Origin of the sequence: Allostigmatella hybrida (assembly GCF_020103775.1) — a bacterium.
GTDB classification, from domain to species: Bacteria; Myxococcota; Myxococcia; order Myxococcales; family Myxococcaceae; genus Hyalangium; species Hyalangium aurantiaca.
Map to the genome: position 1 here is coordinate 402,537 of NZ_JAHXBH010000004.1, position 11,949 is coordinate 414,485.

Below are 11,949 nucleotides of genomic sequence, written 5' to 3' on the forward strand. Positions count from 1 at the left end.
CCTGCGGGTGGAATCGCGCTGAACCCGGGCCGTGCGTCCGGAACGAAGCTCACGCCAATCATTTCAGGGAGGGAAGATGGAAGACATGTCTGGAGGGCCGGGGCCGATGGGCGGCGATGCCCGGGAGAAGGTGAACCTGCCCGGGATTCTGCTGATGGTCAGCGGCGGCATCGGAATCGCCTTCGCGTTGCTGGGCGCCGTGCAGTCCCTGACCGGGGGCAGCGCCGCGCAGATGGAGCAGATCCTCAGCGATCCGAACCTTCCCGAGGGCGTGAAGACCTTCGCCACGGCGTCGAGCAAGGGCGGCATCTTCGTCAACCTGATCAGCCTGGCCCTCAATGGCCTGGTCTTCTTCGGCGGACTGAAGATGAAGAACCTGGAGAACTACAAGATGGCGATGGCGGCCTCCATCATCGCCCTCATCCCGTGCTTCGGGTGCTACTGCATCGGCATCCCGGTGGGCATCTGGTCGCTCATCACGCTCAACAAGCCCGAGGTGAAGTCCGCCTTCCGGACCGTCTAGCGCCGCGCGGCGCCGGGCCTGGGGGCACCTGCTCCCACGCCCGCACCGGTGGGGAGGAGCACCCCGGGCCCGCGCTTCTGCATTCGCGTGCACACCAGCTGCACCTCCGGCGTGAGGACACGCCGGGCCGCATGCAGGGGCACGTAGCCCCGCGCCCGGTAGAAGGACTCCGCGTTGAGGCTGGCATCCAGGTTCAGGGTCCGCGCATGGGCGCCCCAGGCCAGCGCCTCCAGCGCGGACAGCAGCGCGGAGCCCACGCCATGGCCCACCGTCTCCGGGGCGACGTAGAGCGCCTCCAGCTCTCCGCGCACTGGGTCGAGCTGCCCGAAGCCCACCAGCTCGTCCTCCCACTCGGCGACGAGCACCGTCCGGGGTGGGTCCACGGGCATGTAGGCCTCGGGCCGCAGGAGGTCCACCCAGGTGCTCACCTCCTGGGCGCTGTAGGCTCCCCGGCACAGCGAGGAGACGGAGCGGGTGTGGAGCCGCCACAGGCCGTGGCGGTCCCCCGCGTCTGCTTCTCGCATGCTCAGGCGGCGGGGCATGCGGCGCTCAAGTCACCTTCATGCCCTTGGGGATGACGACGACGCCCCCCGAGGTGACGTGGAAGCGGCGGCGATCCTCGTCCAGGTCGTACCCGATGGTCATCCCGGGAGGAATCTCCACGTTCTTGTCGATGATGGCGCGGCGGATGCGGCAGCGCCGCCCGATGGTGACGTTCTCGAAGAGGATGGAGTCTTCGACTTCCGAGTAGGAGTTGACGCGCACCTTGGGGGAGAGCACCGAGCGCTTCACCCCGCCGCCGGAGATGATGCAGCCCTCGGACACCAGCGAGTCCATGGCCTTGCCCACGCGTCTGTTGGGCTCGTCGGCGAAGACGAACTTGGCGGGGGGCAGGTTGTTGGGCTGGGTGTAGATGGGCCAGCGGTCGTTGTAGAGGTTGAAGGTGGGGTCCACCTCCACCAGGTCCATGTTGGACTGGTAGTACACGTCGATGTTCCCCACGTCGCGCCAGTACCCGTGCTCCTTCTCCTCCTGGCCCGCGACGCGGTTTTGGGCGAAGTCGTACACGTACACCGGGGCGTGCTTGTACAGCTCGCTGATGATGGACTTGCCGAAGTCGTGCGCGCTCTTCTCGTCGGCCGCGTCCCGGACTACCTCCTGCACCAGCACGTCGGTGGAGAAGAGGTAGTTGCCCATGGAGGCCAGGCACATCTTCGGGTTGCCCGGCATGGGCGGCGGGTCCTTGGGCTTCTCCAGGAACTGGCGCATCTGCCCGTCGGGCCCCACGTCGATGATGCCGAACTCCCGGCCCTGCTCGATGGGCACCGGGATGGCGGCCACCGTGCACGCGGCCTTCTTGGCCACGTGGAAGCTCAGCATCTCCCGCGTGTCCATCCGGTACACGTGGTCCGCGCCGAAGACGAAGATGTAGTCCGGCTCCTCGTCCGTGATGATGTTGAGGTTCTGGTAGATGGCGTCCGCGCTGCCCTTGTACCAGTCGAGCCCGGTGCGCATCTGCGCCGGCACCGCCTCCACGTAGTGGCCCAGGAAGGCCGTCATGCGCCAGGTGCGCGACAGGTGGTTGTTCAGCGAGTCGCTCTTGTACTGCGTGAGGACCTTCATCCGGTACACGCCGGAGTTCGCGAAATTGGAGAGAACGAAATCGATGATGCGATACCGGCCGCCGAACGGCACCGCCGGCTTCGCGCGCTCGCGCGTGAGCGGCTCGAGCCGGGTCCCCGCACCACCTGCCAGAATCATCGCCAACAGCTTTGCCATAGGCGCGGCACGTTAGCCTTGCCGCCCTCTCCGACAAGAGTGCTTGCGTCAAGTCCGGGTGGTTCGTTGAGTTGACAACCGCCCAGGGGGGGGCACCCGGAGGCAACCCCCCGCGCCTGCTCGATGGGCGCGGCGCAGTGTTACCTACATGGCTTCCGCTCCCCGAAGCGTGCTAATTCTGGGTCTCGATGGCTGCCGATGAAACTCGGGTCACCAAGATCTCCACGATTACCGTCGGAAAGGCAGCCAATCGGGATTGCTGCCTCGTCCAGATCCACGGTCCGGAGCTGGGGAAGAAGTATGTCCTGGAGAGCGAGGAGTACACGCTCGGCCGCGATGAGGGGAACCACATCGTCGTGGACCTGGACAACGTCTCGCGCCGGCACGCGCGCATCCTCGTGCGGCAAGGCCGCATGTTCGTCGAGGACCTGGGGTCCACCAACGGCACCTACCTGAATGACGAGGAGGTGCGCCAGCCCCAGCCGCTGCGCAGCGGAGACCTCGTCAAGGTGGGCGGCTCCATCTTCAAGTTCCTCGATGGCGACAACATCGAGACCCAGTACCACGAGACCATCTACACGCTCACCATCTCGGATGGCCTCACCGGGGTGAGCAACAAGCGCTACTTCCTCGAGTACCTCGAGCGGGAGATGGGGCGCTCGCACCGCTACCACCGGGCGCTGTCGCTGATGATCTTCGACATCGACCACTTCAAGAAGATCAACGATGTGCACGGGCACCTGGCCGGGGACCACGTGCTGCGCGAGCTGGCGCAGTCGGTTAAGCGCCTGGTGCGCCGCGAGCAGTGCTTCGCGCGCTACGGCGGCGAGGAGTTCGCGCTGGTGATGCCCGAGGACGGGCCGGACAAGGCGCGGCTGTTCGCGGAGAAGATCCGCAAGCTCATCGAAGAGAAGACGTTCATGTTCGAGGACAAGGAGATTCCGGTCACCATCTCCATCGGCGTGGCCGACATGACGGCGGACATGACCGAGCCCTCCCAGTTCATCAAGGTCTCGGACGCGAACCTGTACAAGGCGAAGAAGTCCGGGCGGAACCGGGTCATCGGGTAAGCACCGGTGGCGGACAGCGGTCCATCGAAGTGGCTCCGGGCCGTGTTCGTGCTGGGGGGCCTGGCGGTGCTGGGGCTGGCCGCGGTGTGGCCCTCGCTGCCCAAGCGGGGCCCTTCCCGGGTCGAGGTGGGCGAGGCGCTGACCGGGGTGAACACCGGCCAGTCCTACGCGTGGGTGCTCAAGACCGAGGACGGCGCGGTGCTCGTGGACGCGGGGGGAGACGCGGAGGGCAAGGCGCTGCTCCAGGAGCTGTCCGCGCAGGGGCTGAGCCCCGAGGACGTGCACAGCATCCTCATTACCCATGGCCACATCGACCACTGGGCCGGTGCGCACCTGTTTCCCAACGCGCGGGTGTGGGTGGGGCCGGGCGAGACCGCCATCCTCCTGGGCCGGGTTCCCCTGAAGAGCCCCGTGGGCCGGTTGACCGGCCTGCTGCCCCGGCCCCCGGTGCCCACTCAGCTGGAAGCGGCGCGGGACGGGGAGGAGCTGGACCTGGACGGGGAGAAGGTGCTTGCCCTCCACGTGCCGGGGCACACCCCGGGCAGCATGATGTACCTGTGGCGGGACGTCCTCTTCACCGGGGACTCGCTCGTGCACAGCAACAGCGGCCTGGCCCCCGCGCCCTTCCTCATGTCGGAGAGCCGGGCGCAGAACGTCGCGTCCCTGCGCAAGCTGGCCGAGGTGCCCTTCACGCGCACGGCGGATGGGCACTCGGGCGTCACGGACAACGCCCGCGAGGCGCTGCGCGGGCTGCTGCGCTAGGTCAGGTGCCCTCGCGCTTCTCCGCGAGGTGGCCCTTGATGCCCGGCAGGCTCTTGGGCGGCATCTTCGTGTAGATGTACTGGACCGTGTCGTGCAGCGTCTGCTGCGGGTCTCTCGCCACGAAGCCCAGCTCGCGCTCCGCCTTCGTGGCGTCCAGGTAGAAGTAGTGCTCGCCGATGTCCACTTCCTGGGGATCCAGGACGGCTTCCGAGCCCCGCATCTTCGCCCAGCGCTCCAGCACGTGGGCCCCCAGGACGTTGAGCTGGGAGGGCAGGCGGAGCCGGGGCGCCGCCACGCCGGTGAGCCGCTCCAGCCGGTCGAAGAAGTCCGTCATGGACATGTTCACGCCCATCAGGTGGCGGCCGTAGAGCTCCCCCCGCGTCAGCGCCTGGAAGAACCCTTCGGCCGCGTCCCGGGCGTCCACGAAGGACATGCCGCCGCCGGGCATGGCGGGCAGCTCCCGGTTGAGGAACTTCACCACCGTCCACGTGGAGGAGAGCCGGTCATCCCCGGGCCCCATCAGCAGGCTCGGGTTGAGCACCACCAGGGGGATGGCGTGCTTGCGGCAGAACTCGAGCGTCAGCTTCTCCTCGTAAATCTTCGAGAGGTAGTACGGCCAGCGCCCCACCACGGTGATGGGGTAGTCATCCGCCTCGGTGCCGATGCGCTCGTCCTTGGAGACGGCGATGGTGCCGGAGGTGGAGGCGAGGATGAAGCGCTTCACCCCGGCCTCGCGCACGTCCTTGAGCAGCTCGCGCGTGGCGTCCACGTGCAGCGAGTACATCTGCCGCGCGTCCCGGTCCCGGAAGGAGACGAGCCCCGCCAGGTGGTAGACGGCCTCCACGCCCTGCAGCGCGCGGCGCACCGCCTCGCGGTCCTTCAAGTCGCCGGGGATGTACTCCGCCCGGGCCAGGCTGGGCAGGGTGGGCTTGGAGCGGCCAATGAGGCGGACGTCATGGCCCGCGTCGAGCAGCTTGGGCACCAGGTGGATGCCCAGAAAACCGGTGCCTCCCGTCACGAGCAGCTTCACGCGTCATGTCCTCCGCTGGGCCTGAGGGCCTTGCGCTGCTCCTGCGGCGTGGCCTGGGCGTCGATGTTCAGCACATGGCCTTCCTTGAGCGCCTTCACGGAGTCCTCCGCCAGCCTCGTGGCGTAGCGGTAGCTCTCCGAGCGCGACATGCCCTGCGTCAGGTTCCGCAGGTCCGTGTGCTTCAGCGCGGGGCCGATGTGGACCTCGAGCTTCTTCGACTTCGGGAAGAGGGTCCCCTTGGGGAGCGCCTCGTAGGTGCCCCGCAGGTAGAGCGGCAGCACGTCCACCTCATACGTGAGCGCCAGGTAGCCCAGGGTGGGCTTGAACTCCAGCAGCTCGCCGGAGGGCGAGCGCGTGCCCTCCGGGAAGATGAGCAGGTTGTAGCCCAGCCGGAGCGACTCCCCGGCGAGCCGCAGCGACTCGCGCAGGCTGCCGTGCCGGTCCATGGGGATGAGGTCCGTGAAGTTCTCGAAGTAGGCGCGCTTGAGCGGCGTGTCGAAGAAGTAGTCCCGGGCCGCCAGGGCCACCAGCTTCTGGCCCTGCTCCTTGAGCACCGTGCGGATGAGCCCCGCGTCCAGGTGGCTCACGTGGTTGGCGATGACGAGGAAGTTGCGGTTCTGCGGCACGAACGGCCGGCCCGTCACCTTCACGTCGAACACGCCGCCGTAGAGCACCTGCTGGCCGAAGGTGAGCAGCTGCCGGCCCAGGTCCGCCGCGAGCTGGGGCACCGGAATCTCCACCTCCTCGGAGCGCTTGTTCTCCTCGGAGATCTCCTTCGCCCGGGTCTCCGCCGCGGGCCGCTTGCCCGAGGCGACGATGAGCTTGCGCAGGTCCTCCACGGTGTTCACCTGCGTCAAGTCGTTCACCGCGGGCAGGGGGACTCCCGCCTGCTCCAGCGCCACGGACAGCTCGGTGAGCATGAGCGAGTCGAAGCCCAGGTCTCCGGCCAGGTGCGCCTCGGGGCGCACGTCCGACAGCGGGCGGTTCACCACCTCGGCGACGAGCGGGTAGAGCCAGTCGCTCACGCCGCCCGTGGAGGGGTGGGCCACCTTCTCGCGGGCCTTCTCGCCGCTGGAGGCCAGCCGCTCCAGGCGCTTGAGCTCCTCCACCACCAGCTTGCGCTTCACCTTGCGCGTGGAGGTGCGCGGCAGCTCTCCGTCCCAGAAGCGCAGGACCTTCACGCGCCGGTAGAAGGGCATCTCCGCGCTCGCCTGCCGGAAGTGGGCCTCCAGCTCGCGGCGCACTTCCTCGCGCGGCCGGTCCTTGTACTCCGGCACGCACAGGCAGGCGACCTTCTCGCCCCCGGCCTCGTCCGGCAGGCCGACGATGGACAGCTCCTTGATGTGCTCGTGGGTGCTGTACTGCTCCTCGAGCTCGTCCGGGTAGACGTTCTTCCCGTTGGCATCGATGATGACGTCCTTCTTGCGGCCCATCAGGTACAGCCGCCCCTCGTCATCCAGCCGTCCCAGGTCTCCCGTGTAGAGCCAGCCCTCCTTGAGGACGGCCTCGGTGGCCTCGCGGTCCCCGAAGTAGCCCGCCATGATGTTGGGGCCCTTGGCCAGCACCTCGCCGATGCCGTCGTTGTCCGGCTGGTCGATGCGGAACTCGATGCCGGGCAGGGCCTTGCCCACCGTGCCGGGCTGGCGCTTGTTGGTGCCCTCCGCCACGGACAGCACGGGCGCCGCCTCGGTCAGGCCGTAGCCCTCGGTGATGTTGAAGCCGAAGGCGTGGAAGGCCTTGTGCACATCGTCCGGCAGCGCCGAGCCGCCCGACACCAGGAACTTGATGCGCCCGCCGAACTTGCGGTGCACCGGCCAGAACAGCAGCTTGCCCAGGTTGATGGAGCTGCGGTTGCGCAGCTCCCCGTGCGTCGCCTGGAGCGCCTTGATGGCCTGCTCGACGATGGGGGGACGGGAGGAGAGCTCCTGGGTGATTTTCCGGTGCAGGAGCTGCCACACGGCCGGCACGCCGATCATCGCCGTCACCCGGCCGGTCTCGAACACGTCGCCCAGCCGGTCCGCGGTCAGCTCGTCGATGTAGGAGATCTCCGCGCCCCGGGAGAACGGGGTGAGGAAGCCGGCGGAGAACTCGAAGGTGTGGTGCAGCGGGAGGATGGACAGCAGCCCATCGCCCACGCCGATGGAGAACGCCCCGGCCAGCTTCGCCACCAGCGAGGCGAAGTTGCGGTGCGTGAGCATCACGCCCTTGGGGTTGCCCGTGGTGCCCGAGGTGAAGATGAGGCTCGCCACGTCGTCGGCCGCGGCCGACTTGCGCACCGGCCCGATGCCATCCGGGTAGGCGGGGTCGCCGCTCATGGCCTCGGCGAGGCTGAGCACCTGGCTGGGGTTCTCCCCCGAAGTGAGCGCGGGGGCCAGGCCGGGGTACTCCTCGAAGGACTGATCCGACAGCAGGCACACGCGCGCCTGGGCGCGGCGGGCGATGTTGAGCACCTCCGCCTCGGTGAGCGCCGGGTCCACGGGCACCACGGTGGCGCCCGCGCGCAGGATGCCGAAGTACGCCGTGCCCCACTCGGGCCGGTTCTCCGACACCAGGAGCACCCGGTCCCCGTGCTTCACGCCCGCGCGCAGGAGCGCGCTGCCGATGCGGCCCGCGTAGCGGTGCACCTCGCCGTAGGTGAGGCGCTCCTCGCGCTCGCCGGAGACCATGCGGAAGGCCACCCGGTGCCGCCACGCGTGCACGGACGCGTCGAAGAGCTCCAGCAGGTCGCGGTGCGCGGAGATGACGGTGCGCCGCTTCGTCTCCTCCTCCAGGCCAGGGAAGACGAACTTCTCCAGGCCGGGAAGGTGCGTCTCCATCCAGTACTCGCGCCAGTCGATGTTCGCCGGATCCCAGGGAATCTTCGCCCGGTCCGAGGGCAACATCCGCGTGTAGACGGAGCGCGTGTTGTCACAGCGGAAGACGTAGCGGTTCTCCCAGAGGAAGGGCATGAACAGCTCGATGAGCTGGCTGAGGCTGGAGGCTTGGTCCTCCACGTCGTCCAGCTTCACCTTCGCCCGGTCCAGCAGGGCCTGCACGGCGGGGGCGCCCCAGGTGGGCCGCACCTCGTCGATGGCCTGCTTGAGCAGGCGCGCGCCCTTCACGAAGGCGGGCGCGCTGAGGTTCTCGAAGTGCTGGCGCGTGACGGGCTGCGGCTCGATGCGCGCGCGGACCGCGTTGAGCAGCGCGTTGCCGCCTTCCTTGCGGCGGTAGTAGCGGCGGCGGTAGAGCCCCACCAGTTCCACGGAGCGGCTGGCGTAGAACGGGTTCTCGTCGCCGGAGGCCAGGTGGTAGACGCGCCGCTCGTGCACCGTGAGGGCGTGCGCGGTGATGCCCAGGGTGGCGCCGGCCACCTGGTCCACCGGGATGATGTCCAGGATGGTCTTGAACCCGGCGGGGATGCCGCGCTGGCCCTTGATGCCGGCGAAGGCCAGGGGCGCCGAGGTGGTGAAGCCCTCGTTCCACCCCGGGAAGGGGAAGTGGCGCGAGGTCTCCACGATGGAGGGCCGGACGATGGAGTAGCGCAGGCCCGGCGTGGCGGCCATGACCTGCTCGCCCAGGCTCTTGGTGTACGTGTACGTGTTGGGCCAGCCCCAGTGCTGGGCGCGCTCCATGCCGGCGCGCACCAGCTCGGTGGTGAGCCACAGCTTGCGCTCGCGGCCCACCGCCAGGCGCAGCGTCTTCTCGTCCCGGCTGTCGCGGCCTTCCTCGGCCAGCCGGTCCAGCGCCTTCTTGCGGAACAGCGAGGTGAGGGCCTTGTCGTCGGCCTGCTCGCGCAGGCGCGCCACGATGCGCTCGGCGTCCTTCAGCTCCTGCTCCAGGCTGAAGTCGCGCCCATCCAGCTCGTCCTTCTTGGGGAAGTAGCCGGCCACCTCCTCGTCCTCGAACACGAGGCCGCTGCGGTTGCCCGCCACGAAGGCGGTGGACATGTGGATGAGCGGGGCGCTCCACTGGAGCGCCAGGTCCACCGAGTACTTCACCCCGTGGGTGTTGACGTTGAGGCCCACCTCCAGCGAGGGGTTGAAGGACACCAGGCCCGCGCAGTTGACGATGGCGGCGACCTTGCCGGTCAGCTCCTCCGCCTGCGCCTCGGTGAGGCCCATGCGCGGATCGGTGATGTCGCCATCCAGCACCTGGCACTTCTGCCGGATGAACGCCATCGCGGCTTCGTCGCCGAGCGCGTCCCGGAGCGGCTGGAACGGCTCGCTGGGGGCCACCTTGTCGAAGAAGCGGCGCTCGGCGGACGCGGCGCTGCCCTTGCGGACGAGCACGTAGACCTTGTCCAGCGCCTGCCCGTAGTGGGTCAGGAGCATGGAGAGGGTCACCTTGCCCACGAAGCCGGTGGAGCCGGCGAACAGCAGGCGCTTACCGGAGAAGGCTTGAGAGACGTTCAGTTCGGGCAGCTGGCTCATGTCCAACTCGGGGCGCCAGGGGCGCGGTTCAGAGCTTCACGTCCGCGAGCAGGGTGGGCGCGATGCGGAGCAGGCTGATGGTGGCCGAGCGGCCCATGAAGCCGCGGGCCTCCTCGATGGCCTCGGTGAGGGTGTCGGTCCGGTCCCAGCCGAGCAGGGCGGGCACGTGGTTGTTCTCCGCCCCGGCGACGATGACCTTGCCCACGTGCTGGCGGCCGTTCTCGCCCCAGTACCACATGTAGAAGGGGTGCACGCCGTGGTAGGCATTGCCCTTGCGGTACAGGTGCACGTAGCTGGGGTTCTCCGCGAACTCGCGCTCGTACTTGTGCTGGAGCTTCATCGAGTCCCGCGTCTCCGGGAGGATGCGGTTGAAGAACTCGATGTAGCTGGGGTGGTGCTCGGGATCGAACTCGTCGTAGGCCGGGTGCAGCAGAATGAGCACGCCGCCCTTCTTCACCAGCGGAATGCCGCGGTTGAGGTTGAAGAAGTAGCCCAGCCCCATCACCTGCACGAGCAGCGGGTTGAGGATGGAGTTGACGCTGTAGGGCGAGATGAACGGGATGGGGAAGATGACGATGTCGCTCTGCCCCTGCACCGGCACCGAGTACTGCTTCCAGCTCGTCTCCAGCGTCTTGACGTGCACGGGCTCGGTGGCCCCGGCGTACACGCCCGTGACGTCATAGGGCGCGGGGATGGCGTTGAGCACCTTGCGGGCCACCGCGCGCGGCATCTTCCCCAGCGCGAAGCGCATTGCCTGGAACTTCAGCCGGTCCGCCTCGGTGTAGTCCTCTTCCTTCTTGGCCAGGAAGTCCGTGGGGGCGCCGAACATGCGGTTGTTCAGCGTGGTCTCGATGTGGAAGACCTTCAGGTGCTTGTCGATGACCGTGCCGATGCGCGAGTTGCTCTTGTAGAGCGCGCTCGCCTTGGGCTCCATGTAGCTGTCGGAGTCCCGGATGGTCTTCGGGTTGTGGTGCGCCTGGAGCGAGGCGTAGTTCGTCACGCCGGTGCCCATGGACTTGTGCCCGCCGTTCATGGGCACGAAGTTCACGTTCACGTAGACGATGAGATCGCTCTCGGCCACGCGCCGGTTGACGGCCACCACCTCGTTGTGGGCGGTGCGCTCCAGCTCGGTGATGCCGTCGGGGTCTTCCGCGTCGTGGTTGTAGTAGCGGTCCGGGTAGTAGGCGTCGAAGATCTTCGTGCCCACCATGCGCCGCATCTCGCCCTCGGTCATGCGGCGGTGCAGGGCGTTGGCGATGAGCAGGTGGATGTCGTCCACGCCGCTGTCGGCCGCCAGCTCCAGGACGATCTCCAGGATGCTCTGCCGCACGTCCGGGGTGACCATGGGCGGCAGCGGCACCGAGATGTCGTCGATGACGCAGGTGAGCTTCATGCCCGGGCGCAGCAGGGCGTGCAGCGGGTCCATGCCCTCCGGGTGGTTGATGGCCCAGCGGATGGCGGCCTTGACGTTGGGCACCCCCTCCATGGGGGGACGGGGGAAGATGACCCGCGTGCCGACCGGCAGGTCCTCGAGCAGGAAGTTCTCCCCGGAGAACAGGGCGCGCGGGGGGCTGCCCTTCTCGGTGATGACGACTTGGCTTTCCTCGTCGTGGAGCTTCTGGAGCGTCTTGATGGGGCGCATGGGAGGGCTTTTCACTTCAGATCGAGGATGGGCCAGTTGTAGGCCCGGGCGATGGAGCGCAGGCGCATGTCGGGGTTGACCGCCGTGGGTCTGCCGACGATGGCCAGCATGGCGTAATCCGAGGAGCTGTCCGAATACCCGTGGCAGTGGGCCAGCGACAAGCTCTCGCGGGCGCAATAGTCGCGGATGGCGTTGGCCTTGTTGGCGCCCTCGATGATGGGCGGAATCACCTTGCCGGTGGCCTTGCCACCCACGAACTGCATCTTGTTGGCGATGAGCTCGTCGGCGCCCAGGTAGCGGGCAAGCGGGCGCATGGCGAAGTCCAGCGCCCCGGTGACGAGCACGATGCGGCAGCCGGAGCGGCGCGCCTCGGCGATGAGGTCCTTGGACTGCTCGTAGAGGGCCGGCTTGAGCACGTCCTCGAACATGTCCTCGGCGACCGTGAGGAGCCGGTCCTCGCTGAGCCCCTCGTAGTACCGGTAGAAGAACTCGTTGAAGACCTTGCGGTTGAAGGCGTCCAGGGCGCCGAACAACGGCAGGCTGGCGACGGTGCCGAGGGTGCGCCCGGCCATGCCCAGGAGCGAGCCGCGGTTCATCGCGTAATAGGCGTACACGTGAACGACATTCGTCTTCACGAGCGTCCCGTCGACATCATAGAAGGCAGCTTTGGCGGGCATGTGGCTGGCGGCTTCCTGACATTCCTGTCCGGGAGTGTCAACGGCGCCGGAAGGGGG

General features: G+C 68.0%; 9 protein-coding genes. 3 read left to right on the forward strand and 6 right to left on the reverse strand.

From position 1 onward, the window contains the following. The first annotated feature begins 76 nt into the window (after nt 1-76). A complete protein-coding gene (locus tag KY661_RS10635; RefSeq protein WP_225410088.1) occupies nt 77-523 on the forward strand; it encodes a hypothetical protein in 447 nt (148 codons plus the stop codon). On the opposite strand, the gene KY661_RS10640 is transcribed toward KY661_RS10635, so the two are convergent. After that, on the reverse strand, nt 520-1,065 hold the full coding sequence (locus KY661_RS10640) for a GNAT family N-acetyltransferase (protein WP_225410089.1): 546 nt from the start codon (nt 1,063-1,065) through the stop codon (nt 520-522). The genes KY661_RS10635 and KY661_RS10640 overlap by 4 nt on opposite strands. A 7-nt stretch (nt 1,066-1,072) precedes the next feature. Further along, nucleotides 1,073-2,302: a glucose-1-phosphate adenylyltransferase gene (gene glgC, locus KY661_RS10645; RefSeq protein ID WP_225410090.1), complete on the reverse strand. Its 1,230-nt coding sequence runs from the start codon at nt 2,300-2,302 to the stop codon at nt 1,073-1,075. A 188-nt stretch (nt 2,303-2,490) separates the two neighbouring features. On the opposite strand from glgC, the gene KY661_RS10650 reads away from it, so the two are divergent. Together KY661_RS10650 and KY661_RS10655 are read left to right on the forward strand one after the other, a co-directional pair. Further along, nucleotides 2,491-3,372 carry a GGDEF domain-containing protein gene (locus KY661_RS10650; protein ID WP_075004630.1) on the forward strand — a complete coding sequence of 294 codons (882 nt, stop codon included), beginning with the start codon at nt 2,491-2,493 and terminating at the stop codon, nt 3,370-3,372. Nucleotides 3,373-3,378: 6 nt separating this feature from the next. Next, the gene (locus tag KY661_RS10655; protein ID WP_225410091.1) at nt 3,379-4,134 is read left to right on the forward strand and encodes an MBL fold metallo-hydrolase; all 756 of its coding nucleotides are present in this window, start codon (nt 3,379-3,381) and stop codon (nt 4,132-4,134) included. A 1-nt stretch (nt 4,135) separates the two neighbouring features. Here the strand turns inward: KY661_RS10655 and KY661_RS10660 are convergent, their stop codons facing one another. Genes KY661_RS10660 through KY661_RS10675 form a run of 4 tightly spaced genes read right to left on the reverse strand, consistent with a single transcriptional unit; the run spans nt 4,136 to nt 11,892 of the window. Then, on the reverse strand, nt 4,136-5,164 hold the full coding sequence (locus KY661_RS10660) for an NAD-dependent epimerase/dehydratase family protein (protein WP_225410092.1): 1,029 nt from the start codon (nt 5,162-5,164) through the stop codon (nt 4,136-4,138). Next, complete coding sequence (locus KY661_RS10665; RefSeq protein ID WP_225410093.1) at nt 5,161-9,573, reverse strand: AMP-binding protein; 4,413 nt, start codon at nt 9,571-9,573, stop codon at nt 5,161-5,163. The genes KY661_RS10660 and KY661_RS10665 overlap by 4 nt, the downstream gene beginning before the upstream one ends. Before the next feature lie 28 nt (nt 9,574-9,601). Continuing rightward, on the reverse strand, nt 9,602-11,215 hold the full coding sequence (locus KY661_RS10670) for a lactate racemase domain-containing protein (RefSeq protein ID WP_075004633.1): 1,614 nt from the start codon (nt 11,213-11,215) through the stop codon (nt 9,602-9,604). 11 nt (nt 11,216-11,226) lie between these two features. Next, nucleotides 11,227-11,892 carry an HAD family hydrolase gene (locus tag KY661_RS10675; protein ID WP_075004634.1) on the reverse strand — a complete coding sequence of 222 codons (666 nt, stop codon included), beginning with the start codon at nt 11,890-11,892 and terminating at the stop codon, nt 11,227-11,229. Nucleotides 11,893-11,949: the final 57 nt, after the last annotated feature.

Coding starts and splice junctions, on each gene's coding strand:
- KY661_RS10675 (WP_075004634.1), bottom strand. CDS start 11,892: ATGCCCGCCAAAGCTGCCTTCTATGATGTCGACGGGACGCTCGTGAAG.
- KY661_RS10665 (WP_225410093.1), bottom strand. CDS start 9,573: ATGAGCCAGCTGCCCGAACTGAACGTCTCTCAAGCCTTCTCCGGTAAG.
- KY661_RS10640 (WP_225410089.1), bottom strand. CDS start 1,065: ATGCCCCGCCGCCTGAGCATGCGAGAAGCAGACGCGGGGGACCGCCAC.
- KY661_RS10670 (WP_075004633.1), bottom strand. CDS start 11,215: ATGCGCCCCATCAAGACGCTCCAGAAGCTCCACGACGAGGAAAGCCAA.
- KY661_RS10650 (WP_075004630.1), top strand. CDS start 2,491: ATGGCTGCCGATGAAACTCGGGTCACCAAGATCTCCACGATTACCGTC.
- KY661_RS10635 (WP_225410088.1), top strand. CDS start 77: ATGGAAGACATGTCTGGAGGGCCGGGGCCGATGGGCGGCGATGCCCGG.
- glgC (WP_225410090.1), bottom strand. CDS start 2,302: ATGGCAAAGCTGTTGGCGATGATTCTGGCAGGTGGTGCGGGGACCCGG.